This window comes from Salmonella sp. 32082101201600294FB01SM01 (genome assembly GCF_017572865.1).
In the GTDB taxonomy this organism is placed as follows: domain Bacteria; phylum Pseudomonadota; class Gammaproteobacteria; order Enterobacterales; family Enterobacteriaceae; genus Salmonella; species Salmonella enterica.
Map to the genome: position 1 here is coordinate 360,339 of NZ_JAGESB010000005.1, position 25,492 is coordinate 385,830.

Annotated in this window: 27 protein-coding genes, 1 pseudogene and 1 other annotated feature; of the genes and pseudogenes, 8 read left to right on the forward strand and 20 right to left on the reverse strand. The window is 55.0% G+C overall.

Annotated features, from left to right (window positions below):
• Positions 1-123: 123 nt before the first annotated feature.
• The 6 genes from J4645_RS19910 to rbsK form a co-directional block, all read right to left on the reverse strand.
• Complete coding sequence (locus tag J4645_RS19910; RefSeq protein ID WP_208209010.1) at positions 124-1,452, reverse strand: MFS transporter; 1,329 nt, start codon at positions 1,450-1,452, stop codon at positions 124-126.
• A 9-nt stretch (positions 1,453-1,461) separates the two neighbouring features.
• A complete protein-coding gene (uhpB, locus tag J4645_RS19915) occupies positions 1,462-2,964 on the reverse strand; it encodes a signal transduction histidine-protein kinase/phosphatase UhpB (protein WP_001091247.1) in 1,503 nt (500 codons plus the stop codon).
• Complete coding sequence (gene uhpA, locus J4645_RS19920; protein ID WP_000633672.1) at positions 2,964-3,554, reverse strand: transcriptional regulator UhpA; 591 nt, start codon at positions 3,552-3,554, stop codon at positions 2,964-2,966. Before uhpA ends, uhpB begins: the two co-directional genes overlap by 1 nt.
• 153 nt (positions 3,555-3,707) lie before the next feature.
• The gene (locus tag J4645_RS19925; protein WP_023214550.1) at positions 3,708-4,721 is read right to left on the reverse strand and encodes an aldose 1-epimerase family protein; all 1,014 of its coding nucleotides are present in this window, start codon (positions 4,719-4,721) and stop codon (positions 3,708-3,710) included.
• A gap of 11 nt (positions 4,722-4,732) precedes the next feature.
• Positions 4,733-6,049, reverse strand: a complete 1,317-nt coding sequence (fucP, locus tag J4645_RS19930) for an L-fucose:H+ symporter permease (protein WP_000998359.1) — start codon at positions 6,047-6,049, stop codon at positions 4,733-4,735.
• Positions 6,050-6,079: 30 nt separating this feature from the next.
• Positions 6,080-7,000: a ribokinase gene (rbsK, locus tag J4645_RS19935; protein ID WP_000350272.1), complete on the reverse strand. Its 921-nt coding sequence runs from the start codon at positions 6,998-7,000 to the stop codon at positions 6,080-6,082.
• Positions 7,001-7,324: 324 nt separating this feature from the next.
• Between rbsK and J4645_RS19940 the strand changes: the two genes are divergently transcribed.
• Positions 7,325-8,110, forward strand: a complete 786-nt coding sequence (locus J4645_RS19940; RefSeq protein ID WP_023214549.1) for a DeoR family transcriptional regulator — start codon at positions 7,325-7,327, stop codon at positions 8,108-8,110.
• A 1-nt stretch (position 8,111) separates the two neighbouring features.
• Here the strand turns inward: J4645_RS19940 and ilvN are convergent, their stop codons facing one another.
• From ilvN to ivbL, 3 genes are all read right to left on the reverse strand, one after another.
• Positions 8,112-8,402, reverse strand: coding sequence for an acetolactate synthase small subunit (gene ilvN / locus J4645_RS19945; protein WP_001171826.1), 291 nt, complete (start codon positions 8,400-8,402; stop codon positions 8,112-8,114).
• 3 nt (positions 8,403-8,405) lie between these two features.
• Positions 8,406-10,094: an acetolactate synthase large subunit gene (gene ilvB, locus J4645_RS19950; protein WP_023214548.1), complete on the reverse strand. Its 1,689-nt coding sequence runs from the start codon at positions 10,092-10,094 to the stop codon at positions 8,406-8,408.
• A gap of 106 nt (positions 10,095-10,200) precedes the next feature.
• Positions 10,201-10,299, reverse strand: a complete 99-nt coding sequence (ivbL, locus tag J4645_RS19955; RefSeq protein WP_001541152.1) for an ilvB operon leader peptide IvbL — start codon at positions 10,297-10,299, stop codon at positions 10,201-10,203.
• A gap of 522 nt (positions 10,300-10,821) precedes the next feature.
• Between ivbL and J4645_RS19960 the strand changes: the two are divergent.
• The 4 genes and pseudogenes from J4645_RS19960 to emrD all read left to right on the forward strand — a co-directional run bounded on the left by J4645_RS19960 (position 10,822) and on the right by emrD (position 13,362).
• Positions 10,822-10,936: pseudogene (locus J4645_RS19960) on the forward strand (hypothetical protein).
• Positions 10,933-11,022: a type I toxin-antitoxin system toxin TisB gene (tisB, locus tag J4645_RS19965; protein WP_000117642.1), complete on the forward strand. Its 90-nt coding sequence runs from the start codon at positions 10,933-10,935 to the stop codon at positions 11,020-11,022. The pseudogene J4645_RS19960 and the gene tisB overlap by 4 nt, the downstream one beginning before the upstream one ends.
• A gap of 92 nt (positions 11,023-11,114) precedes the next feature.
• Positions 11,115-11,975: a DMT family transporter gene (locus J4645_RS19970; RefSeq protein ID WP_001636137.1), complete on the forward strand. Its 861-nt coding sequence runs from the start codon at positions 11,115-11,117 to the stop codon at positions 11,973-11,975.
• Positions 11,976-12,177: 202 nt separating this feature from the next.
• The gene (gene emrD / locus J4645_RS19975; protein WP_000828737.1) at positions 12,178-13,362 is read left to right on the forward strand and encodes a multidrug efflux MFS transporter EmrD; all 1,185 of its coding nucleotides are present in this window, start codon (positions 12,178-12,180) and stop codon (positions 13,360-13,362) included.
• On the opposite strand, the gene J4645_RS19980 is transcribed toward emrD, so the two are convergent.
• Together J4645_RS19980 and dsdC are read right to left on the reverse strand one after the other, a co-directional pair.
• On the reverse strand, positions 13,289-14,374 hold the full coding sequence (locus tag J4645_RS19980) for a cellulase family glycosylhydrolase (protein ID WP_000238926.1): 1,086 nt from the start codon (positions 14,372-14,374) through the stop codon (positions 13,289-13,291). The two genes, emrD and J4645_RS19980, sit on opposite strands and share 74 nt — an antisense overlap.
• A 63-nt stretch (positions 14,375-14,437) precedes the next feature.
• The gene (dsdC, locus tag J4645_RS19985; protein WP_001522218.1) at positions 14,438-15,361 is read right to left on the reverse strand and encodes a DNA-binding transcriptional regulator DsdC; all 924 of its coding nucleotides are present in this window, start codon (positions 15,359-15,361) and stop codon (positions 14,438-14,440) included.
• Between the two features lie 225 nt (positions 15,362-15,586).
• On the opposite strand from dsdC, the gene dsdX reads away from it, so the two are divergent.
• Both dsdX and dsdA read left to right on the forward strand, forming a co-directional pair.
• Positions 15,587-16,924 (forward strand): D-serine transporter DsdX, encoded by a 1,338-nt coding sequence (gene dsdX, locus J4645_RS19990; protein WP_000543317.1) that lies wholly within the window; start codon positions 15,587-15,589, stop codon positions 16,922-16,924.
• A 17-nt stretch (positions 16,925-16,941) separates the two neighbouring features.
• Positions 16,942-18,264, forward strand: coding sequence for a D-serine ammonia-lyase (gene dsdA, locus J4645_RS19995; protein WP_000428000.1), 1,323 nt, complete (start codon positions 16,942-16,944; stop codon positions 18,262-18,264).
• Between the two features lie 81 nt (positions 18,265-18,345).
• Here the strand turns inward: dsdA and J4645_RS20000 are convergent, their stop codons facing one another.
• The 7 genes from J4645_RS20000 to ibpA all read right to left on the reverse strand — a co-directional run bounded on the left by J4645_RS20000 (position 18,346) and on the right by ibpA (position 22,817).
• Positions 18,346-18,876, reverse strand: a complete 531-nt coding sequence (locus J4645_RS20000) for a radical SAM protein (RefSeq protein WP_000147831.1) — start codon at positions 18,874-18,876, stop codon at positions 18,346-18,348.
• Complete coding sequence (locus J4645_RS20005; protein WP_001113454.1) at positions 18,873-19,235, reverse strand: DUF202 domain-containing protein; 363 nt, start codon at positions 19,233-19,235, stop codon at positions 18,873-18,875. Before J4645_RS20005 ends, J4645_RS20000 begins: the two co-directional genes overlap by 4 nt.
• The gene (locus tag J4645_RS20010) at positions 19,225-19,572 is read right to left on the reverse strand and encodes a YidH family protein (RefSeq protein WP_000703964.1); all 348 of its coding nucleotides are present in this window, start codon (positions 19,570-19,572) and stop codon (positions 19,225-19,227) included. Before J4645_RS20010 ends, J4645_RS20005 begins: the two co-directional genes overlap by 11 nt.
• A 119-nt stretch (positions 19,573-19,691) precedes the next feature.
• On the reverse strand, positions 19,692-20,009 hold the full coding sequence (locus J4645_RS20015; RefSeq protein WP_162094114.1) for a hypothetical protein: 318 nt from the start codon (positions 20,007-20,009) through the stop codon (positions 19,692-19,694).
• Between the two features lie 6 nt (positions 20,010-20,015).
• Positions 20,016-21,677, reverse strand: coding sequence for a putative transporter (locus tag J4645_RS20020; protein ID WP_001279793.1), 1,662 nt, complete (start codon positions 21,675-21,677; stop codon positions 20,016-20,018).
• A gap of 188 nt (positions 21,678-21,865) precedes the next feature.
• Positions 21,866-22,294 carry a small heat shock chaperone IbpB gene (gene ibpB, locus J4645_RS20025; protein ID WP_001246919.1) on the reverse strand — a complete coding sequence of 143 codons (429 nt, stop codon included), beginning with the start codon at positions 22,292-22,294 and terminating at the stop codon, positions 21,866-21,868.
• Between the two features lie 109 nt (positions 22,295-22,403).
• On the reverse strand, positions 22,404-22,817 hold the full coding sequence (gene ibpA / locus J4645_RS20030; protein ID WP_001532742.1) for a small heat shock chaperone IbpA: 414 nt from the start codon (positions 22,815-22,817) through the stop codon (positions 22,404-22,406).
• Positions 22,811-22,884 (reverse strand) — a sequence feature (ROSE (Repression Of Heat Shock gene Expression) occurs in the 5'-region of heat shock genes and acts as an RNA thermometer to modulate expression.). It overlaps the preceding gene by 7 nt.
• 242 nt (positions 22,885-23,126) lie before the next feature.
• Between ibpA and J4645_RS20035 the strand changes: the two genes are divergently transcribed.
• Positions 23,127-23,459 (forward strand): YceK/YidQ family lipoprotein, encoded by a 333-nt coding sequence (locus tag J4645_RS20035; protein WP_001543704.1) that lies wholly within the window; start codon positions 23,127-23,129, stop codon positions 23,457-23,459.
• Position 23,460: 1 nt separating this feature from the next.
• Here J4645_RS20035 and J4645_RS20040 read toward each other — a convergent pair whose 3' ends face one another.
• Together J4645_RS20040 and J4645_RS20045 are read right to left on the reverse strand one after the other, a co-directional pair.
• Positions 23,461-24,687, reverse strand: coding sequence for a DUF3748 domain-containing protein (locus tag J4645_RS20040; RefSeq protein WP_023214547.1), 1,227 nt, complete (start codon positions 24,685-24,687; stop codon positions 23,461-23,463).
• A gap of 121 nt (positions 24,688-24,808) precedes the next feature.
• A partial coding sequence (locus J4645_RS20045) for a c-type cytochrome biogenesis protein (protein WP_109261948.1) occupies positions 24,809-25,492 on the reverse strand: 684 nt, incomplete at its 5' end.

Consider the following 25,492-nt stretch of genomic DNA (forward strand, 5'->3'; position numbering starts at 1 on the left):
TTTTACACCTGCGAATGGCAGGCATTGTAAAAATCCACAGGAAAAGTGGCCTGCGACAGCGTCCAGGCAAAACCGGGAAAATTTCTTAGTTTTGCCCCATTCAGCGCAAAAAGGTGAGGTGCATCACGCTTCGCTGGTCTCGCGTGGGGCCTGGGCGTTCAGAAATGGCAGCAGCAATAGCGCGGAGATCCCCGCCGCGATGGCGATGACCGCAAAAAAACCGATCCAGTGCCAGATCTCCAGCACTTTCGCTAACGGCCAGCCGGAAAGCGACGCGCCGAGATAGGCGAACAGGCCGACAAAACCGGTGGCCGCGCCCGCCGCCTCTTTATGCGAGCACTCCGCCGCCGCCATGCCAATGAGCATCTGCGGGCCGAAAACAAAGAAACCGGTGGTGAAGAAACAGGCCGCCTGCATCACGTAACTGGCGAACGGCATCAGCCACAGCGAACCCACAGAGAGCAGAATCCCGGCGGCGAAGATTAAATTCATCGGTCCGCGGTTGCCGTTGAAGAGTTTGTCCGAGCCCCAGCCCGCCACCAGCGCGCCGATAAATCCCCCCAGCTCAAACATCGATACTGCCGTGTTGGCCGTGACCAAATCTACGCCCAGCGTCTCGGACATATACAGGTTGCCCCAGTCATTGATCGCCGCGCGCACCACGTACACTAAGACGTAACACAGCGAAAGCAGCCAGATATAGGGATTCAACAGCACATATTTAGCGAGGATTTCTTTGCGGCTTAGCCCCGCGCCCTCTTGCTGTTGGGCTACCTCCAGCGCATCGTGCCGCCAGTCGCCTACCGGCGGTAAACCAATCGCCTGCGGACGGTCGCGCAGCCGCCAGCAGAGGACCATGCCCACCCCGATGGCAAGCAATCCGGCCACCATCATTCCGACGCGCCAGCCATAATGCAGGGCAACAGCGGCCATGACGAGAGGGATCAGCGCCCCGCCGACATTATGCGCGGTGTTCCATAACGCCCACCAGCCGCCGCGTTCGGTACGCGAGTACCAGGCGGTCAGCAAACGGGCGCAAACCGGCGATCCAAACCCCTGGAAAAAGGCATTCAACGCCCATAGCAGAGCAAAGGCCCACAGCGAGGTCGAGAAGCCGAACAGAATATTCACTACGCCGGTCGCAATCAGCCCGATGCCCATAAAATAGCGAGCGTTGGAGCGATCGCTAACGATGCCGGAAACAAATTTCGACACCCCGTAGGTGATGTAAAACAGCGTCGCCAGCAGGCCGATATCGCTGCGGGTCAGAATGCCGCTGGCAAGGATTTCCGGCGCGGCGGCGTTAAAGCTTTTACGGGTGAAATAGAACAGCGCATAACCCAACCAAATGGTGATCAGGATGTGCCGCCGCCAGTAGCGATAGCGGGCGTCAACCTCGTGCTTATCGGTGATGAGCGGCGCGTTGGCCGGGGCTTTTAAAAACGAAAGCATTATCCTTCCTTAAACGTAACGCTGGGGCAACGAGACGCTCACCCGCGTACCGTGGGTACAAGAGATGGTTAGCGTCCCGCCGAGCGCCGACACGCGTTCGCGCATTCCGGTCAGGCCGAAGCCCTGCTGCTGAGAGCCCGGCGGCAGGCCGCTGCCGTCATCCTCAATCACCAACATCAGCCGCTCATCCTGCTGCCAGCCCTGGAGCGTCACCGCGCTGGCATTGGCATGTTTTACGATGTTATTCAGCCCTTCCTGACAGACGCGAAACAGCGTCACGCGCTGACTTTCACTCAGCGCCGTTTCGTCAATTCGCCAGTCGAGGTGACTGACAATACCGCGGCTTTCCAGCTCCATTTCGCGCAGCAGCGAACGGATGGCCTGCGCCAGCGTTAAGTCGTCTAGCTGGCGCGGGCGCAAGCGCCCCAGCAGGCGACGCACGGCGTCATACACGCCCAGCGAAAGCTGCTCGATAAGTTGCCCGCTCTGCTTCACGCCGCCGTTATCCGCCGCCAGTCGTTGCACAATGCCCGCCTGGGTTCGAATCGCGGTGATGGTCTGCCCGATGTCATCGTGCAGCTCACGCGCAACATCGCGCCGCACGCTCTCTTCGGTCTCCAGAAGACGCTCCGCCAGCCGATGGTTGCGCGCCAGCTCCTTTTGCAACGACTGGTTCAGCTCGCGCAGACGCTGAATGCCCGCGCCAAGCAGTAACCCGGTCAGGCTTTGCGCCAACAGCGAAAGTAATAAATCGACGGGATGATCGTGCCAGGTCTGGCTGGCGATCAGCGCGATAGCGTTCATCAGTGTGGCAATGAGCGCGCCCTGCCAGCCATAATGCCAGGCGAGCGCGATAATCGGCAACGCCAGGCAGAACGGCGTAAAGCGCGAAAGTTCAGCAGGTAACCCCAGTTGCAGCCACAGACTGACGATAAACAGTAGCAGATACCAGATCAGATGCCGCCCACGCCAGTTTACCGGCTGCGATACCAGCGATGGTCCCAGCGGCAGCCAGGTAGTGCTGGTGAGATAGTGCCAGAAAACCAGGCAGATGGGGGCCAGCGTCAGCCCCCCCGTGAGGGTCAGCAGTAGCGCGTTCCATGCCGCTTCCCCCTGCCCCAGCCAGGGCAGGGATTGCAGTAGCGCCGCGGCGGTGAGGGCCGCGCCCTGAAGCAATAACGTGCGCCAGTCGCGCTGATGGCGGTAACGCGAAGTCAGCGCCACGGGCAGTAGCGTCAACACACCACCGATCATCAAAAGCGGCAGATGGGCCAGCGCAACTTCCTGCGCTAACCAGTACACCAGTAGCCACTCCGCGCCCAGCAATACTGGCCAGTATCCACGCGGGCATTGCAGCATAAGTCCCAGGCGCAGGCCGAAGGGAAAGAGCAGCGCCGCCAGCTCCGGGCGCTCTACCAGATGCAGGCTGATGCTCCACAGGCAGAACCACGCGGCGGAGAAAATAAAAAAGCAGGCAGCAACGGTGATTAAACGGGAAAAAAAGGTGTTCATTACCAACCGTCAAACATGCGATGCGCCAGTTCAACGTCATTGCTGACGCCTAATTTTTCCAGCAGATTCGCGCGATGGACATGCACCGTTTTTGGCGACAGCCCCAGCTCGGCGGCAATCTCTTTTACCGCCATACCCTGGGCGAGTTTTTCCGCCACCTGACGCTCGCGTTTGGTCAGCGGATCTTGCCGACCCGCCGCCAGTTTCACGGCAATATCGGGGGTCAAATAGCAGCCGCCCGTCGCCACCGTATGCACCGCGGCGATCAGCTCATCCGGACTACAGCGTTTAGAGAGAAAACCGCGCGCGCCGGCGTTCAACGCCTGTTCCACCAGCGCCGGGCTATCGTGAACCGAGAGCATGATCGTCGCCATCCCTTTTGGCAGTTGGCTTAGCAGCTCCAGTCCGGAAATATCCGGCATCGAGATATCGCAGATACACACCTGTACGCCGCGCCCCGGTAAGCCTGCCAACGCTTCGCGCCCGGAACCAAACTCAGCGACCACCTGCAAATCGGGTTCCAGCCCCAGTAGCTGTGCAAAGCCGGAGCGGACGATAAGGTGGTCGTCGATAAGGGCAACGGTAATCATGGGTTCATCCTGGCGCTAAGGCATGCCTGATGGCGCTGCGCTTATCAGGCCTACGGGCAGGTGCCGTTGTAGGCCGGATAAGGCATTAATGCCGCCATCCGGCAAAAGCACTTACCTTAACGATAAGCGCGCGGCTGTTCAAGCCTTGAGCGGTCAGACAATGCCTGTCGTGACGGTGAACGTCCGGGTTTGCTGCGGTTCCAGTTGAAGCAAGGTTCCATTTCGCTGCGCCGCGAGAAAACCTTCAGGCCGACAGGTCGCGGGCAGGGCAAAGGCGGCTACCTGCTGATCGCCGTTATAAAGAATCCAGCGGGTCACGTAATTTAGCTCCGCGCTGGCGAAACGTGTCACGAACGTGGTGCCATCCGGGGCGATCATACTGAATTCCGGGGTATCCGTGTACCTGTCCAGTTCATCGGCGAAGAACACGATTTCCGGGTCGTAAAAGCCAGGCTCGTTGAGCGTTGCCAGCGAGGCTTCACCCTGCAAAAGTCGTTGATTAAACGCCAGCCACTGCGCCGTGGGTTTGACATGCGCCGGCACCGACTCGCGTAGCGTCAGCGCGGTATCCGGGATATTCTGGCGGAACGTGGCGTTCGGCACATAGGCATAGTTCATGTGGCACATGTACTGTAGCGGCATGGCGACTGAAGCCAGGTTAGTCACGGTCATCAGAATATCAAACAGCGCGCTTGATTTACGCATCACCACCGCAGGTTGCGCCTGATAATGATGACCGAACCCCATCACATACTCGTAGCGCCCGGTCACGCGCAGACTGTCGCCCTCTAACTCCAGCCAGGCGTCGTCCATAGCAGCGCAGGGCATCTCGCCGTGCAGCGGATGTGTATCTTCCGGCGACGGGCAGCCATTCGCCAATAGTCCGGAATGGAAAGCAAAGCAACCATACGTTGCCACCACTTCCGCAGCCGGCTTCGGCTGGCGGAACATGTTGCGCATAGTCAGATCATGACCGTCAAACTGCGCGTCCCAAATCATCTGCCCCATCCAGGGCAGAATCACCAGATGACCGCGGCTGTTTTGTATTTTCAATCCTTCCACGCCGCTGGCGTAACGAAACGCCGTAACCGTAAAATCGTCATTTTCCAGCAAGATACGCGGCTGCTCGTTAAAAAGCTCCCGCCATAATGTAATACGTGTTGTCATGGTTGATCTCCTCAGGACGCGGCGACTTCAGCCAGGTTGCCGCGCACTTTGCTTTCGCGCCAGAAGTAAACGCCAACGTAAACAAAGCACAGCATGGAAACCAGGAATGAGAGCTGTAGCGAGTGGAACATGTCCGCCACGTAGCCCTGAATCGCAGGAACCACCGCCGCGCCGACAATCGCCATCACGATCACCGCCCCCGCCATTTCGGTATGCTCGTTATCGACGGTATCGAGCGTTCCGGCATAAATGGTCGCCCAGCAGGGGCCAAACAGAACACTGACCAGCACCGCCACGTATACCGCGCTAAAGCTGGGCGCCAGCGCCACGTAGGCCAGGAACAGCGCGCCGATCACAGAGTAAAGGATCAGGACTTTTTCCGGGTTAAAGCGTGTCATCAGAATGTTGGCGATAAACTTGCCGATAAAAAAGCAGGCGAAGCTGTAGACCATAAAGGTTGAGGCATCGCGCTCATTGATATCGCCTAATTCCAGCGCCAGACGGATAGTGAACGACCAGACCGCCACCTGCATTCCCACATACAGGAACTGCGCCACAATACCGCGACGGAAACGGGCATTGCTGGCGAGATAGCGTAACGTATCCAGCGCCGAGGGGCGTTTATGACTCGCGGTTTGCGCGACTTTACAGGTCGGGAAACGCGTCAGCAGGAACAGTACCATCACCACTACCAGAACCATAATCATGTACTTATAGGGTTCCAGAGTGTTTTCCAGCATCAGCACCTTGAAGTTGTGGACTTGCTCGGCATTCATGCCCGCCATCTGTTTTTCCAGGCTTTCCCCTTCGGAAAAGACCAGATATTTACCCAATAAAATGCCTGCCGCCGCGCCGATCGGATAAAAGGTCTGGCTGATATTCAGCCGCAGCGTGGCGTAGGCTTTCGGCCCGATCATCGAACTGTAGGTATTCGCCGCCGTTTCCAGGAAACTCAGGCCAATCGCAATGGCGAAAATCGCCGCGAGGAACATGGTGTAGGTCGCCATGTGCGACGCCGGGAAAAAGAGCGTACAGCCGACAATGTATAGCGTCAGGCCGATAAGTATTGCCACTTTATAACTGGTTTTTTTAATGACCAGCGAGGCCGGAATAGCAATTAAAAAATAACCGCCATAAAAGGCGCTTTGTACTAATGCCGAAGCAAAGTTGCTCAGCGAAAATACACTTTTAAATTGCGTAATCAGAATATCATTTAACGCGGCTGCGCATCCCCATAATGGGAATAAACAGGATAACAAAATAAACTGGAACAGAGGTGTCTTATTCAGATACCCGTCGGGCATCTGAACGATGTTTTTATCGTTCATAGTGCTACCTTTAACAGTGCAGGGTGATTGTTATTCGTTCAACGAAAGATACTCATTAAATTGCTCAATGCTTGGATAAGAGGATTGGGTGCCTTTCCCGGTGACGCTGAAAGCGGCAAAGAGGACGGCTTTTTTCATGGCGGCTTCCACATCCCCGCTCTGGACGTAGTAATGCGCGAAACAGCCGATAAAGGCATCGCCCGCGCCGCTGGTATCGACAGCGTTCACTCTAAACGCCGGGACATGGACTTCCTGGTCACGCGTCATCCACAGCGCGCCTTTCTCACCCATGGTGACGATAATATTGTTCAGCCCTTTATCCACCAGCGAACGTGCCGCTGCGCGAATATGGTCATAGGTATCCACTGGCATACCGGTTAATATTTCCAGCTCGGTTTCATTGGGTACAAAGAAATCGCATTTACAGGCATAAGACATATCTAATTCCCGTAATGCTGGCGCAGGGTTTAATAACACTTCAATCCCGTGTTTCTTGCCAAATTCTATTGCGTGATAAACCGTTTCAAGCTGAACTTCCAGTTGCAGAACAATAAGCTGGCATTTTTTTAAATCTTCCGCCGCGCGATCGATATCTTCCGGCGAGAGAAACTTGTTGGCGCCTTTGATGATCAGAATGCTGTTGCTGGAGTTGGCGTTGACGAAAATCGGCGCTACGCCGCTGCTGGTACACGGTACTTTTTCTACATACGTCGTATTGATCCCCCAGGATTCGAGATTACGAATGGTGTTGTCGGCAAAAATATCGTCGCCCACTTTGGTCAACATCAATACTTTTGAATTGAGCTTAGCGGCCGCCACGGCCTGGTTCGCCCCTTTTCCGCCGCAGCCGATTTTAAACGCCGGCGCTTCCAGAGTTTCCCCTTCTTTAGGCATCTGGTTGGTGTAGGTGATAAGGTCCACCATGTTAGAGCCAATAACCGCGATATCCATTTTACTCCCTCTCAGAAATCGTCACACGACAATGATATTAAAATAACATTATCATGTTACTTTCGTATCATTTGTGACTATGATCGCGATTAGAGGATCATTTTGCCATTTACTGCGTGAACAATCCCTGGCGGAACATACGCGCATCAAATCATTTTTAGGGTTACAATTTACTGAAAATTAACTATTTATTGTTATAAAACGCGAATAAACCCACTTTTATTTCCTGACGGCCAGACGTATAGTAGTGCCACACTGTAATGTTCTCAGAAACACATAAATGTTACTGATGGAACATAACAACATGATTTGCGGAGAGGGTGAATGGAGACCAAGCAAAAAGAACGTATCCGACGCTTGATGGAGTTACTGAAAAAGACCGATCGAATCCATCTGAAAGACGCCGCGCGGATGCTGGAAGTTTCGGTGATGACCATTCGCCGCGATCTCAGCCAGGATGATGACCCTTTACCGCTGACGCTGCTCGGCGGCTATATCGTCATGGTAAATAAGCCTACGTCTTCAACCAATATGCCGCTGCCGGCGAAAAAGACGCATCATCGGGACGACCTTCCCGTTGCGATCCTGGCCGCCGGCCTGGTGCGTGAAAACGATCTGGTTTTTTTTGATAACGGTCCGGAAATGCCATTAGTTATCAGCATGATACCGGATGATATTACCTTTACCGGGATTTGCTACTCGCATCGGGTATTTATCGCGCTGAATGAAAAGCCTAATGCCACGGCGATTCTGTGCGGCGGCACCTATCGGGCCAAGAGCGATGCCTTTTATGATGCCAATAATCCTTCGGCGCTGGATTCGCTCAATCCGCGCAAAGTGTTTATTTCCGCCAGCGGCGTACATGAACATTTTGGCGTGAGCTGGTTTAACCCGGATGATCTTGCCACCAAACGTAAAGCGATGGAGCGCGGTCTGCGCAAAATTTTGCTGGCGCGTCACGCCCTGTTTGATGAGGTCGCGCCTGCCAGCATTGGTCCGCTTTCTGCCTTTGATGTCCTGATTAGCGATCGCCCATTACCGACAGATTATGCCGTTCACTGTCGGAATGGTTCCGTCAAAGTCATCACGCCTGATTCGGAAAGTGAATAACTTACTCAAAAAAGACGGCAATTTTATTGAACATGGTGGGATCGGACTGGTTTCGTACCACCTTCGCCACGTCTTCCAGTTTATCGATCTGACTGATCATCTGTTCAAGCCGCTGATCGTCATTGACCAGAAGCCAGATGCGGCTCTGATCGCTACCCTGAATCGGTAAACAGAGAATACCCTCAACGTTGAAAGCGCGTCGGGCGAACAGCCCGCAGACGTGGGTCATCACGCCAGGGTGGTTGCGAACGGTCAGCTCCAGAATAACGTTATCATGTGATTGTTTCTGCATGGCTTATTCCCCCACCATCTCTGTATTTGCCGCGCCCGGCGGCACCATCGGATACACTTTTTCTTCTGCATCAATGCGCACATGGATCAACGCCGGTCCAGGACGACGAATGATAGCCTGCAACGCCGCCTGCGGATCGGCTTCGTTATTCAAATCACAGGTGTCCAGACCAAACCCGGCGGCAATCTGCATAAAATTGATGCTTCCCGGATAGGTTGCCGCAAAAACGCCCTGTTTATAGAACAGACTCTGTTGCTGATGTACCAGTCCCAGCGCGTCGTTATTCATCAGGATGATTTTCACATCCAACTGGTTTTCGCTGGCGGTAGCCATCTCCTGAATATTCATCATCAAACTACCGTCACCGGAAAAACACAGCACCTTGTTGCCCGGATTCGCCAGCGCCGCGCCAATCGCCGCGGGCAGACCAAACCCCATGGTGCCCAGCCCGCCGGAAGTCAGCCACTGACGCGGACGGTTGAGCGGATAAGCCTGCGCGGTCCACATCTGATGCTGACCTACGTCAGTGGTAATAATCGCGTTGTCGTCCACACAGGCGGCGACTGCGTTAATCAGCCCATAGTGACTAAGCGGGTTATTTTCCTGGGGAATACTGCAAGGGAATTCTTGCTGCAAGTCCGCCACCAACTGATGCCATGCTTCCCGCGGCTGTGCCTTGATATGGGGAATTAACTGTGCCAGTACATCATCGACATCCGCCTGAATAGCCACATGCGGCTGCTTAATTTTGCCTAACTCGGCGCGATCGATATCCACATGGATGATTTTGGCATTCGGACAAAACTGCTCCGTTTTGCCAATCGCCCGGTCATCAAAACGCGCGCCCAGGACAATCAGTAAATCGGCCTCTTGCAGAATAAAATTGGTACTGCGCGCGCCGTGCATCCCCAGCATTCCTAACGACAGCGGATGCGCCTTAGGCAGCATTCCCAGCGCCATTAAGGTCATTGTCGTCGGCAGTTGCGCTTTTTCCGCCAGTTCGCGCACGCGTGTCGGCGCATTGATCACGCCGCCGCCCAGATACAGCACCGGACGCTTCGCCGCGTTAATCATTGCGGCGGCCTCGCGGATACTCTCCGCGCTAAACTCCGGCGGGGGTGATTTTTCCGCCGGCGACGGCAACGCATCCAGCTCAATTGTCGCCGTCTGCACATCTTTAGGAACGTCTATCCACACCGGGCCGGGACGCCCCGACTGCGCCAGACGAAAAGCATCGCTCATCACCTGAGGCAGCTCATTGATATTTCTGACCAGATAGTTGTGCTTGGTGATGGGGATAGAGATACCGTAGGTATCCACTTCCTGAAACGCGTCAGTACCGATCATGGACGCCGGAACCTGCCCGGTAATGCAGATTAACGGAATGGAATCCAGGCGCGCATCGGCAATGGCCGTGACCAGATTGGTCGCGCCCGGCCCGCTACAGGCCATACAAACAGCAGGTTTACCCTCCGTCCGCGCCATCCCCTGCGCAATAAACCCCGCGCCTTGTTCGTGGCGCGCCAGAATATGACGGATTTGCGTGCTTTGGCTTAACGCGTCGTAAACGGGGAGGATCGAACCGCCGGGAATGCCGGTGACGATACGAATCCCCTGGCGCTCCAGAAAATGAACAATAAATTCCGCGCCCGTAAAGCGCTGAGGTGTAGATGTTGTGCCCGAACTTGCCATGCTCCATTCCTTTTATTCTGAGCCGACGTTCCGGGAAGGTGTCTTAAACAAAAAACCCCGCCCGGTTTGCGCCGGCGGGGTTTTGGAATCGTGTGTGTTCCGGACCCTACGGCGCATTGCCGACGACCACCACCACACGCACGACGACCACTGCGCGAGATGGCGCAGTTGTTAGTAGGGTCGCGTTCAGCATGGAAGGGTTCATTAGGGGCCTTGTCTGTTTGTTATTAACACGTTTTATACAAGCACAGCGCTTTCAGCATGACAACGGAAAAATTTTCATCTGCACAAAAATGCTTCAGCGATCACATTTTTCTACGAATTTACACGCTTTGAGTATAGGCGTGATAAGCGTAGCGCCTTCCGGTAATCGCCGGGATTGATGATCACGCGTTTCACAATGCCGGAAAACAAAAAACCTCGCCGAAGCGAGGTTCTTACAGCGTAATGCGGGTGGTAGCCGCGAAGCACACTGTGTTATGTCAACAGCAGAAGTATACGCGTTCTGTGCAGAACGCGCAATTTCGGCGCGAATTTTGATGAATTTGAGTATGGATCAGAAGCTCCGTTCTGTCTATAAATTACTGTTAATTTATACAGTACTTAACTATAATGTCTTTGACACAATGTGTTATGCGGGGGCCGCATCGTAAACCGGCGCAACGAAGTCCTGGCTGAAACGGGTGGTGCCGTCAGCGCCTTAACCCCCTCGTGAGCACACTGTGTTATGTCAACACGCACACTATTCCTCGCAAAAGGGATCGCGTGCGCAACAGCTGGCAACAGGCAGCGGAAAGGTACGTCGGCTGGCAGTGCTCCTTAACCACAGGAGACGCGTATGAGCGTAGTGGATATCACCATTCTTATCCTGAAACTCATTGTTGCAGCACTGCAACTGCTTGATGCTGTTCTGAAATACCTTAAGTAATTCAGATTCAAGCCGCACCGAAGGGGAGCGGGCAACCGCTCCCCTTTCACCTTATCCGCTGGTCTTTCGCTTCCCGGGTATGTTACGTTTTTATGACATCCTCAACGACGCCTGACGCTATGACCCTTTCCGTTTTCTGCATTTTGCTGTTCGCCGCGCTGCTACATGCCAGCTGGAACGCCATTGTCAAAGCGGGAAACGATAAGCTCTACGCCGCGATCGGCGTCAGCGGTTCCGCGGCGGTCATGGCATTGATCCTTTTGCCCTTCTCGCCGCAGCCAGCTCACGCCAGTATCCCTTTTTTAGCGGCCTCTACCGCGCTCCAGGTGGTGTATACCGTCCTGGTGGCGAAAACCTATCAGGTCTCGGACATGAGCCAGACCTATCCTCTTATGCGCGGCACCGCGCCGCTGCTGGTGGCGCTCATTAGCGTTCTGTTTCTTGGCGACAGCCTGTCGTCGCTAGCCTGGGTCGGCATCGCAGTGATCTGTATGGCGATACTTGGGATGGCCTGTAATGGCCGCGCCAGTTCTCAACGTGGTGTCGTGCTGGCATTAACTAACGCCTGTTTTATTGCCGGATATACGCTGGTGGACGGGACCGGCGTAAGACTCTCCGAAACGGCGCTGGGCTATACGCTATGGTCATTTTTTCTCAACGGCGCCTGCCTGTTAACCTGGGCGATGATTGCGCGGCGGCGGGAAGCGTCGCGTTATCTGGCGCAACAGTGGAAAAAAGGCATTTTTGGCGGGATTGGCACTATGGGATCTTATGGGCTGGCGCTATGGGCCATGACCCAGGCGCCGCTGGCGGTGGTCGCCGCGCTGCGTGAGACGTCGATTTTATTCGGCGCGCTGATAGCCTGGCTGCTGCTTAAAGAGAAAGTGGCCGGGCTACGTCTGGTGGCGGCAGGCGGGATTGCCCTCGGGGCGATTTTACTCCGTCTGTCATGATCGCCCAATAACAGCCGCAGACGTAACACATTCTCGGCAACATTTGTTGCCGCTTTTGTTTACATATCCTGCCGTTCCTTCGTCTGCCATTGCTGGTCGCTGTCTGGCCTTCTTTTTCTGGTGTGATAGATTCCTCTCGCATTTATGGGAATGCGCAGCAAGTTATTCTTATTTTTTCTTTTTTTGAAAAGTAATCAGCGAAATGAAAAGGCAGAGAAACGTCAATTTGTTGTTGATGTTGGTGTTACTGGTGGCCGTAGGGCAGATGGCGCAAACCATTTATATTCCCGCCATCGCCGATATGGCACAAGCGCTAAACGTCCGGGAAGGCGCCGTCCAGAGCGTAATGGCTGCTTACCTCCTGACCTACGGCGTCTCGCAACTGTTTTACGGCCCGCTTTCCGACCGGGTTGGGCGCCGCCCGGTAATCCTCGTCGGCATGTCTATTTTTATGGTAGCGACTCTGTTCGCCATGACCACGCATAGTTTGACGGTGTTGATTGCCGCCAGCGCCATGCAAGGGATGGGAACCGGCGTTGGCGGAGTAATGGCGAGAACGCTCCCGCGCGATCTGTATGAAGGAACGCAACTTCGTCACGCCAATAGCCTGTTAAATATGGGGATTCTGGTCAGCCCGCTGTTAGCGCCGCTGATTGGCGGTCTGCTGGACACCCTGTGGAACTGGCGCGCGTGTTACGCTTTCCTGCTGGTGCTTTGCGCTGGCGTCACCTTCAGCATGGCGCGCTGGATGCCGGAAACCCGCCCCGCCGGCGCGCCGCGCACACGGCTGATCGCCAGCTATAAAACGCTGTTTGGCAACGGCGCATTTAACTGTTATCTGCTGATGCTAATCGGCGGGCTGGCTGGCATTGCGGTCTTTGAAGCCTGTTCCGGCGTGCTGATGGGGGCAGTATTAGGTCTCAGCAGTATGGTGGTAAGCATTCTGTTTATTCTGCCGATTCCGGCGGCGTTCTTCGGCGCCTGGTTTGCCGGACGCCCGAATAAACGCTTCTCAACCCTGATGTGGCAGTCAGTTATTTGCTGTCTGCTGGCAGGCCTTATGATGTGGATTCCCGGCTGGTTTGGCGTGATGAACGTCTGGACGCTACTCATCCCCGCTGCACTGTTTTTCTTCGGTGCCGGGATGTTATTTCCACTGGCCACCAGCGGCGCGATGGAGCCGTTTCCGTTCCTCGCAGGCACCGCTGGCGCGCTGGTCGGCGGGCTGCAAAATATTGGTTCCGGCGTACTGGCGTGGCTTTCGGCAATGTTGCCGCAAACCGGTCAGGGCAGTCTGGGATTGCTGATGACCCTTATGGGATTACTGATCCTGGCGTGCTGGCTGCCGCTGGCGTCACGGATATCGCATCAGGGACAGACGGTTTAACGTTCCCCTCGCCCGGCTTTTTGCCGGGCGTTTCACATTCCGGCGCGATCATCGCATTGAGCAGGGGCTCCTGCGCCGGGCGCCACGCTCCTTCTTCGCCGTCATAAAACTGAGTGTCTGCGTTTATCGCATACGGAATATGCGCTTTTTTCAGCTCGCAGGCCATAAAACGGGCAAACGCGAACTGTGAAGCGACCGGCGTCATTTTTATCGACTCTCCCGGCGCCCATCCGCCCACCCAGCTTGCATGGCCGGTCTTATGCTGCCAGCGAACCGCAGCGTTGATCCGTGCCCGAATCGCCGCTTTTTCCGCCGCCGTGCCTGATGTCCACGGATATTTACCGCCGCTTTTCAGGGGGCCCCACGGGAAGATGTGCCACTCCGCCAGTACATAGTTCTGGCTTTGCGCCGGCAGTTTAAGCGCCGACAAATCCTCCGGCGCGGCGCGCATGCGGGGGGCAACGAAAATCATCCGCTGTGGGTCAATGGCGTGAATCAGGCGGATGGTTTTGTCATATACGCGATTCAGCGACGCCATATTATGATTAAGTTTGTCGGCAGGCTCATAAATGAGATCGAACCCCAAAAGCGGGGATGTCTGACCAAAATAGCGCGCGACCACGCTCCACCAGTTGATCAGCTCCTTTTCATGGCTGGCGCTGGGATCGGTTTTATACGCATCCGCCTGATAGGCAATAATGGGTATGACGCCATAGTATTCGCAGGCCTCTACCAGCTTACGCAAATGGATGAGGCGCGCTTCCGTCGGCGCGCCTGCCACACGAATACGGACATGCGTTAACCCTTTTGCCTTAAAATCCCGCACGACCAGCGGATCAAACTCGCGGATACCCCGTTCCGTTCGCGCCCAGTCAACATCCATCCCAACGCCAAGCTGCTGCGCATAGCGCGCCGCCGTCAAAGGCATCGGTTTCGCATAGACGACCGCGCTGGTCAGCATGAGAGAGGCAATAAGCGGTTTAAACACGACGCCCCCTAAAATTTTTACCACGGTGATAGCACGTATTTAGCATATTCACTCCCGGCAGGTGTAGCGACAAAGCGTAATAAATCTTCACACCTGTTCCTGCAACCAGCGAATAAATGCCTCGATTTTCGGCCACTGCCTGCCAGGCAGAGTGGTGACATAATAATGCTGATGACATTTCAGCCTCATGTCACCAAAAGGCGCAATCAGTTCGCCGCTGTCGAGACGCTTTTGCACCAGCCGTTTACGCCCCATCGCCACGCCAATGTGGTTCATCGCAGCAATCACCGCTAAATCAGAACGATCGAAGCCAATGCCGGATGAATCCGGCAAATTTACCGCAAAATGCTGCGCCCAACTGTGCCACTCATCGGTGCCCGAATCGTTACTCCACGCCTGTCTGTCGTGCAAGAGCGTACAGTGCCGCAAGTTATTCAGGTTGTCCTGCAAGGCGAAACGATGGGCGTAATCCGGGCTGCAAACGGGCAAAATCGCCTCATCCATTAAAAAATGGTGCGTGAGCTGCGCCGACGGCGCATCGTCAAAATAGATAGCCAGGTCAATGCCGGCACGCTGTAGGTTAACGTTATCGTTGCCGGTCAGCATAGTGAGAGAAATTGACGGATAGCGACGGGTAAAGTCCCCCAACGCGGGCACCAGCCAGCACTGGGCGATAGAGGGGCGTGAATACACGGTCAACGTGCCGGACAGTTCCTGATTTTTGATATCGAGGATTTCCTGATTCAACGTATCCAGCGACGATTTCAGCGCCCAGAATACCCGTTTGCCTTCATGGGTAAGCTCCACTTTACGGTGAGAGCGGACAAATAGCTGGATTCCCAACTCGGCTTCCAGTTGATTGATACGATGGCTTACCGCACTTGGGCTTAACGACAGCTCATCTGCCGCCAGAGCAAAGGACTGGTGTCTGGCCGCGACTTCAAAAGTATAGAGTTTGGATAACTGCCAGCCGTTGAGTAAGCGGTTTCGGGTATCGCGAAGGGGTTCCATGGCAACCTCAGTCATCTTTTAATTTCCCGAAGTGTAAAAAAACACGCTGAAAAAATCCGCACATAGATGAAGCAAAATGAACCATATCGCAAAATAAAGGCAATATTAGATGGAAATCACATAGTTGATTCAATTTACATCATGTGAATGGCAAATTATATCGTTTGTCAGGAGGTGCTGTTTTTCTGTCCAATAAGAACAGATTAATCACAGGGTAGGTGAGATATGCACGCTCAAATCTGGGTAGTGAGCACGCTGCTGATCAGCATCGTGTTAATCGTATTGACCATCGTGAAGTTTAAATTCCACCCCTTCCTGGCGTTACTGCTCGCCAGTTTCTTTGTCGGCGCGATGATGGGCATGGGGCCGCTGGAGATGGTCACGGCGATAGAAAACGGAATAGGCGGTACGCTCGGTTTTCTGGCCGCCGTTATCGGTCTTGGCACCATCCTCGGCAAAATGATGGAGGTTTCCGGCGCGGCGGAACGCATCGGGCTTACTCTCCAGCGCTGCCGCTGGCTCTCAGCTGACGTGATCATGGTACTGGTGGGGCTGATTTGCGGAATCACGTTGTTCGTGGAAGTGGGCGTCGTGTTGCTCATCCCACTGGCGTTTTCTATCGCTAAAAAAACCCATACCTCGCTGCTGAAGCTGGCCATTCCGCTGTGTACCGCGCTGATGGCCGTCCATTGCGTGGTACCGCCGCATCCGGCTGCGCTGTTTGTCGCAAATAAACTGGGGGCGGATATCGGCTCGGTGATTGTCTACGGTCTACTGGTCGGGCTGATGGCCTCATTGGTCGGCGGCCCGCTGTTCTTAAAGTTTCTGGGTAATCGTCTGCCGTTCAAGCCCGTACCGACAGAGTTTGCGGATCTTGAAGTGCGCGCCGAAAACACCCTGCCGTCGCTGGGCGCAACGCTGTTTACCGTTCTGCTGCCGATTGGCCTGATGCTGGTGAAAACCGTCGCTGAACTGAATATGGCGAAAGACGGCACGTTGTATACGCTGCTGGAGTTTATCGGTAATCCGATCACCGCGATGTTTATCGCTGTCTTTGTGGCGTATTACATACTCGGTCTGCGCCAGCATATGGGGATGAGCGCGCTACTTACCCACACCGAAAACGGCTTTGGCGCCATTGCGAACATCCTGCTGATTATCGGCGCGGGCGGCGCGTTCAACGCCATTCTCAAAAGTAGCGGGCTGGCGGACACGCTGGCGGTGATCCTCTCAAATATGCATATGCACCCGATTCTGCTGGCATGGCTGGTAGCGCTGATTCTGCACGCGGCGGTCGGCTCTGCGACGGTGGCGATGATGGGCGCCACCGCGATTGTTGCGCCCATGCTGCCGCTCTATCCTGACGTCAGCCCGGAGATCATTGCGATTGCCATTGGTTCCGGCGCCATTGGCTGCACGATCGTGACCGATTCCCTGTTCTGGCTGGTCAAGCAGTATTGCGGCGCTACGCTGAATGAAACGTTTAAATACTATACGACGGCCACGTTTATCGCATCTGTCGTTGCACTGGCTGGCACATTCCTGCTTTCCTTTATCATCTGATCGTAAAGAGACGTACTATGGAAAACATACAAAAGCTCATCGCCCGGTATCCTTTGGTCCAGGATCTAGTCGCCCTCAAAGAAACCACCTGGTTTAACCCGGGCGCCACCTCTCTTGCACAAGGTCTACCGTATGTCGGCCTGACGGAGCAGGACGTAAACGCCGCCCATGACCGTCTGGCGCGCTTTGCGCCGTATCTGGCGAAAGCGTTTCCGCAAACCGCTGCCGCTGGCGGCATGATCGAATCTGACGTGGTCGCTATTCCGGCCATGCAAAAGCGGCTGGAAAAAGAGTATGGGCAAACGATCGACGGTGAAATGCTGTTAAAAAAAGACAGTCACCTGGCAATCTCTGGTTCCATTAAAGCGCGCGGCGGCATCTACGAGGTGCTAACGCACGCGGAAAAACTGGCGCTGGAGGCGGGTCTGTTAACCACCGACGATGACTATAGCGTGTTGCTTTCGCCGGAATTTAAACAATTCTTCAGCCAATACAGTATCGCCGTCGGTTCAACCGGCAATCTGGGGCTATCGATCGGTATCATGAGCGCCTGCATTGGTTTTAAAGTGACGGTACATATGTCTGCCGACGCCCGCGCCTGGAAAAAAGCGAAGCTGCGTAGCCACGGCGTGACGGTCGTAGAATACGAAGATGATTACGGCGTGGCGGTTGAGCAGGGTCGTAAAGCAGCGCAATCCGATCCAAACTGTTTCTTTATCGACGATGAAAACTCCCGCACGCTATTTCTGGGCTATGCGGTAGCGGGCCAGCGCCTGAAAGCGCAATTCGCGCAACAGGGACGCGTCGTTGACGCCAGCCACCCACTGTTTGTTTATCTGCCGTGCGGCGTTGGCGGCGGCCCTGGCGGCGTCGCCTTTGGCCTGAAACTGGCGTTTGGCGACAACGTCCACTGTTTCTTTGCCGAACCGACCCATTCACCCTGCATGTTACTCGGCGTTTATACCGGTCTGCACGATGCCATCTCAGTACAAGATATCGGTATTGATAACCTGACGGCGGCGGACGGCCTGGCGGTAGGTCGCGCTTCGGGCTTTGTTGGTCGGGCAATGGAGCGCCTGCTTGACGGCCTCTATACCTTAGACGATCAAACAATGTACGACATGCTGGGCTGGCTGGCGCAGGAGGAAGGAATTCGACTGGAGCCATCAGCTCTGGCGGGGATGGCCGGGCCACAGCGCATTTGCGCCGCCACCGAGTATCAGCAAAGGCATGGATTCAATCAGACGCAGCTCGGCAACGCGACGCATCTGGTATGGGCAACCGGGGGCGGCATGGTGCCGGAGGATGAAATGGAACAATACCTGGCAAAAGGACGCTAATACTCGCTCAGTGCCGGAAAGACGGCAGCGCCATCCGGCACGCCATCGCCTGATGGCGCTACGCTTATCAGGCTTACGACGCTAACGCAGCATCGCCATCAACTCCTCCGGCGAGCGATGCTGTTTCAGTAAATCCCGCATCACCCGCATATGCGGCGAGGAGTAGTTAAAAAAGGTCTGGTAGCCCTCGCAAAGCCGGTTTTTCCCCTGGCTATCCCGATGCTCAGGGCATCCGCCGCCGCAAAATCGTAATAAAGAGCACTTCTGACATTCAGCGCTTAGCGGCGCCTTGTCCGGCGCTTCAGCGCCATTCCTGCCGCCGCACCACTGCTGTAGCGTCTCATCAAAAAGGCGAACCGAGATACGCTGAATATCTTCACGTACCCAAATATCAAATACGCTATTTAAAAACCGCCCCCAGTCTGCTGAACACAATGAATCCTCGGTCAACATTCCGTTCCGGTCATGCTCCAACAATGGGATAAAATGGACATTGCGAATGCCGAGCCGTTGTAAGTTACGGTACAGTTGCTGAGGGCGCTGGCTATTCTGGCGATTTACGACGACCTGAATCTGGTCATCACTCACGACAATGTCCTGACGTCCTGTCATATAAAGTTCCCGATAAATGCAATAAGTTGGCGAATATGGGTAACAGCAAACAGGATTGCGAGCGACAACACCGCGAGGGAGATCAAAAATTTGTCACGCACGACATGAGTTTCGGAAAAATCGCTATGCGCGACATCCATCAAATTACGACTCAGGGTATAACGCCAAAGAATCACCGCCACTATCGCCAGAACGCTGATCGACACCCAGAACAAGAACCCCGCCTGATGCCAGTGGTGCCTGACGGCTAACGCCATTAACGCCCCGTATCCCAGCAGCGTGCGAAACCAGGCCAGCGAGGTACGTTCCGGTTGCAGCCCCGGATCGTTCTGCCGACGGGCTTTACGACTATCCGGCATACAGTACCAGCCCCATCACTATCACCGCGACAATCATCAAAATAACGCTGATGATCAACAGGCTATGGGTATAAGGCAAATCCTCTTTCAGACGCATCGCTTTTTCATTACGTAACCAGCGTAGATAGCCATAAATCGCCAGGCCGCCCGCAAACAGACACAACAGTAGCGCCAGCAGTTCACGGATCACCGGCGTGGCAAAATCCGGGGCGAGCTGATCAAGACCGACGCCTGCCGCCAGAAATCCCAGCGAGGTGCGAATCCACGCCAGAAAGGTGCGCTCATTTGCCAGTGAGAAGCGATAATCCGGCGCTTCTCCGAGGCGGGAAATCTTCATGACGACTCCTTTTACGTTCTTATGTATTCCCGTTCGTTTTCAGAATACCACTCACGTTGTTGCTGATATGCTTCACATTATCCCGCAGCAAGGGAATCTTATTGCAAAATAACTGTAGTTCACTGGTGATGCGTTTTGGCGCAACCACGCTCATTGCCGCTATTTTTCATTTCAGTTGCGACCTTTTTCAACGCCACCGCCAGGAAAGGCATTATTGCCGAATTAAAAGCTGAAAAACCACCCGTCGCGACGAAAAAAAAGGCGAAAAAGATTGATAACAAACTGAAATAAAATGGAATTATGCTCGTTGCCATTACGCTGATTAGCACGTTCATTGAGGAAGGATATAAGAAGAAGAGCAGAAGTGTGACCGGTGCGGCGCGCGTTATCCAGCCTGGATTTAACACAGTGCGTAGGCTGGATAAGCAACGCGCCATCAGGCGCTAACCCATTCCCCAAAAAATCACCGCCAGCAGTTGTGGCGTGATAATACGCAGGAACATCACTAACGGATAGACGGTCGCGTAAGAGAGCGCCGCCGCGCCGCTGGTGGCATGAAGATTGTTGGCAAATGCCAGCGCTGGCGGATCGGTCATCGAACCGGCCAGCATCCCGCACAGCGTCAGATAGTTCATTTTGGCAAAAATCCGCGCCAGCAAACCGACGGTAATCAGCGGAATAGCGGTGATGAAAATACCATAGCCAATCCAGCTTAATCCTTCACCCTGCGTCAGCGTATCGACAAAATCGCCGCCGGATTTCAGCCCAACGACCGCCAAAAACAAAACGATGCCTAACTCACGCAGCGCGAGGTTGGCGCTCGGCGGCATAAACCAGTACAGCTTACCGATGCTGCCGATACGCCCCAAAATGAGCGCCATGATCAGCGGCCCGCCGGCCAGCCCCAGTTTTAACGCGACCGGGAATCCCGGCACAAACAACGGGATTGACCCAAGCAGAACCCCTAATCCGATGCCGATAAACACCGGCAGCATCTGCACCTGCTGGAGTTTTTGTTGCGCGTTGCCGACCACATTGGCTACCGCATCAATCGAGGCTGGACGCCCCACCAGATTGAGAATGTCGCCAAACTGCAGGCTGGCGTCACTACTGGCGACCAGCTCAACGCCCGCGCGGTTAAGACGGGAGATAACCACGTCATAACGCTCTTTAAAGTGCAAATCGCGGATACGTTTGCCGAGCACTTTTTCGTTGGTGACGACCACACGCTCGACGCGTAAATCCGTGCCGCGCGTCGACAACGAGGTGTCCACTTCCTTGCCGATCACCAGTTGCGCGTTATGCAGGTCGGTAGATTGGCCGACGAGGTGCAGCAGGTCGCCTGCCTGGATAATCGTCCCCGGCGACGGCACCATCAGCGTGTCGTCGCGTTTCAGGCGTGAGCAAATGATTTTATCGCTGTTCAGGATCGGCACATCCTGAATAGCCATATTATTGAGGTTCGGATTCTCGACACGGATATTCATTGTTTGAATTAATGAATGACCGTTAGCGAGAGAGGATTCGTGCTTCTGCGCCTCTGCCTCGACGTTAACGCGAAAAATCAGCCGCATCAGCCACATGGTGAGCAAAATACCGCAGATGCCAAACGGATACGCCATCGCATAGCTCATCCCCATCTGATCTACCAGATCCACTGGCGTTCCCAGATCGCGCAGGATTTGCTGACCCGCCCCTAACGCAGGCGTATTGGTGACTGCGCCGGAGAAAATCCCCAGCACCACTGGCAGCGGAATAGCGAAAATTTTATGCAGAATCGCGGTGACCAACCCGCCCATAATCACAATCAAAACAGCAAACAGATTGAGACGCAGCCCGGAAACGCGCAGCGAGGCGAAAAACCCCGGCCCCACCTGTATGCCGATGGTATAAACAAAAAGGATCAGGCCGAATTCCTGGATAAAGTGCAGCATATCGCCGCTCAGCGTCACCCCAGCCTGATCGACGAAGTGGCCGACGATAATACCGCCGAACAACACACCGCCAATACCAAAGCCGACACCGCGCACTTTAATGTTGCCGATCCATAAACCGACAACCGCCACCAACGCCAGAACGCTGACCGTCAATGCGATATCACTCATCTTTTCTTCCCTGTGAGTAACATTTCAATTTATAGGGATTATGACTGAACCGTTAAGGCATATATACAGCATGGCGCACATTCTCATGTTACAAAACCGCCCAGACGTCCTGACTTCGGCAGCGTCTTACCCTTTTTCGTGGCACAAAAAAGCCCCGCCATCTCTGGCGGGGCAAGGCAAGGAGCTCATTAGCTATTTAATGCGGAGCGTTCGTTAATGGCGATACGCTGCGGCGCAATGGTTTCCGGCTCGTTGCGGGTTAAATCAATATGCAGCAGGCCGTTGGTAAACGTCGCGCCGGAAACTTCCATATTCTCAGCCAGCGTAAAGCTCAGGCTAAAAGGCTGCATGACCAGGCCCTGATGTAACCATTTGGGCTCGTTTTCCGGCTGTTCCGGCGTGCCTTTCACCGTCAGGCGCGTGCCTTCCAGTTGAATATCCAGATCTTCCTGACGGAAACCGGCTAACGCTAAGGTAATGCGATAATGGTTATCGTCGCTTTTTTCGATGTTATAGGGCGGGAAGCTCTGGCTTTCGCCGCTGTTTTGCAGCGCATTGGCCAGCTTGTCAAAACCGATCCATTGACGCAGCAGTGGGGATAAATCGTAGTTACGCATAATCATTTCTCCTTCTAAGAAGCGAGTTTTTACCTTCACACTTTACGTGCGAATATGCTCCCTGACGGCGAGCATGGGATGACAGGCCGCGCAACGCGACCCGACGGAATCAGTTAATTTCGATACGGCGCGGTTTGTTCGCTTCCGGAATCACGCGCTCCAGTTCGATATACAGCAGCCCGTTGACCAGGTTTGCGCCGCGAACGTGAATGTTTTCCGCTAACTGGAACTTACGCTCAAAGTTACGCTCGGCAATGCCCTGATACAGGTAAGTACGTTCTTTCTGCTCGTCCGCATGAGCGCCTTTTACCACCAGTAAATTATCCTGGGCAGTAATCTCCAGTTCGCTTTCCGCGAAACCGGCAACGGCAATGGCGATGCGGTAGTGGTTTTCGTCTACCAGCTCAACGTTGTACGGAGGGTAGCCGCCATTACTTTGGCTTTGGTTATTTTCAAGCAGGTTAAACAGACGGTCAAAACCAATGGCAGAACGGTACAGCGGGGATAAATCAAAGTTACGCATAATCATAAACTCCTGAAATCAGCGAGAATGTCAGACCTTCCATCATGGACAGGCCAGGATTGCCAGAACACCCATCAGGCGTGCCCTTCTATTCACTACGTCTTATAAATGGGTCTGAATACGTACTTTTCAAGTATTTTAATCCGACTTTTTTTTGCAGTTTATTGGCTATTGCATAGACTGGTTGGGACAGCACTGATTGTTAAAGTGCGATTACTGCCACAGTGCCGCGTACTGGTGATGTTATTTTTAGCAACGGATCGCTATAACTCATCATGCAAATAACGACAACCAACAGATGAATGAGTGATGATAAAAAACGTGTTGTTAACGCTGATAATATGGAATGGGATGCTTTTATTAGGCGGTTGTTCAAGCGTCATGTCGCACACCGGCGGTAAAGAGGGTACTTATCCTGGCACGCGCGCCAGCGCTACGATGATCGGTAACGATGAGACAAACTGGGGCACCAAATCGTTGGCCATCCTGGATATGCCGTTTACCGCCGTGATGGATACGATCCTTCTGCCGTGGGACATCTTCCGCAAAGACAGTTCGGTAAGATCGCGCGTAGAGAAAAGCGAGGAGGAGACGAAAATGACCAATGCCGTCATCCCCCCGGCGAAGATGCCTCCTCCCTGATTTATCGCCCGGTTTCCGTCACCCATAGCTGACGGAACCCTTTCACCTCTTCCATCCATGCGACGTGTCGCCCATCCGGTGAAAAAACGACGGCGTCCGCAGACGGCGGGTTGTCGTGCCTGGCGGTTAAGAAGTCGATCCTCCCACTTTGTGCGTCGCAGCAGGCAATCCGGTTTTCCAGCACCAATCCCAGCCATTTACCCGACGGATGCCAGTTAAACGCTGACTGTACGCCGGTCGCATGATGCGTTAACTGCCGGGGCTCGCCTCCCTGCGGCGATATCAGCCACAGTTGCGCTACGCCGTTATCGTCCCGCATCAAAAAGGCGATCGCCGTCGCCTGCGGATTACTGCGGACCCAGTGGCGTGGTTCGTTAGTGAGCCCAGGGTAAACACGCTGGTGAGTAAAGGTAAGACGCCGCTGAACTACGCCCAACGGCGGCGATGGCATCGTTGATTCGGTTCCCGTCAGCGGCGTGTCGCCTGCCTGTTTCCAGCCGTTTTCATGACACGGTAAATCGACAATAAACAGCTCCGGGACTTTTTTGCCCGTCAGCGACAGCGTATCGCCAATAAAGGCGATCTGGCGGTTGCCCACCCAGCCCTCTTCATAGGCGCGGTTAATGTCATCGCTGCCAGGTCTCGGCGCAGGCGTCGTGCGGCTAACCAGTACGCACCAGTAGCTACCGCTGTATTCGCGCGGATGCTGAGCCGGTACCGTAACCGGCCCATACGGCACGGCCACGCCGACATTACGCAGATCCAGCGCCGGATCTCGCTCATGCAGAACGTGGTCATTATAGGTAAAACTCACCAGCTCGCCGTTCGGGCTAAATACATGGACGTGGCTGCCGCCGCGCAGCGCGCCGGGAGTATACGGCGCAGTAATATCCATCGCATCGAGGTTAGTCACGCCCCCCGGCGTTGCAATAACGCCCCGGCGGTGGTGAAAATCGTAATGCCACGTCTCATCAGGGTTTTCAGGGCCATGAATAAACACATAGTGATTGTCGGCAGGATGCACCGTCACCACGCCGACATGCGCGCCCTGCACGGCGCGATAAATCACCTCCACGTCGCCGGTATGCACATTGACACGCTCAATAGTCTTGCCCGTAAATGACGCGCCTGAAGGCCGTACATCAAAGACCAGCCACTGGCTGTCAGGTGTCCAGGTATTGGTGTTGGTAAGCTGGTGATGGCGCGGCGTAAAGGTGATTTGTTTCATAGGATGTCCTGATAAGAGACGATGCTCGCCATCATACTTCACACGGGCTTCACTTTCAGGCTTTAGCGTATCGTTGAGATAGCCAGGCCCGATGGCGCCACGCCACCGGGCCGTCAGGGCATTATTTCTCCTGCGCCAGCCGGATACTGCGCTCTATCACCGCCCGCCGGGCGTCACCCGCCGGCAGTAACTTCAGCATCATCTCCCAGGCCGCCACCGCCTCGCCAAAACGCTGCTGCTCAAAGGCGCTGAACGCATACAGGCTTAACACCCGGATATCCGTGTGGTCACGGCTCACCAGCCGGCGCAGCAGCTCCCCGCCGCGGCGGTTATCCTCCGGGTCGGACGAGCGCGTCAGCGCCTCCGCGTAGCCCAGCGCCGCATCGCGGTTTTCCGGGTCCAGGCGGTAGGCGTTCGCATACGCCCCGGTGGCGGTACCGGCATTACCCAGTACCATACCGGTGCGCCCCAGCATGAGCCAGCCCTCAACATTGCCGGCATCATTCTGCAGGCGGGTACGCAGCCCCAGCGCCAGCCGCGCCATCTCCTCCTCATTCAGCGGCTGCGCCTGCGGGTCCAGCGCCCGCGCCAGCAGTCCCGGCGTCTGCGCCGTTGCCTGCTGCCAGACCCTGACCTGCTGATAGCTGCCGGTCAGGGCGTAGCTGCCGGCGCCGACCGCCAGCGCAATGACGGCCCCCGGCACGTAAACGCCCCACCCGGCGCGCGCGCCGCAAACCGGGGTGTCCGCCGGCAGCGGCTCCCGGCGCAGGCGCACCCGCCGGCGCGTGCGGGCAACGATTATCCA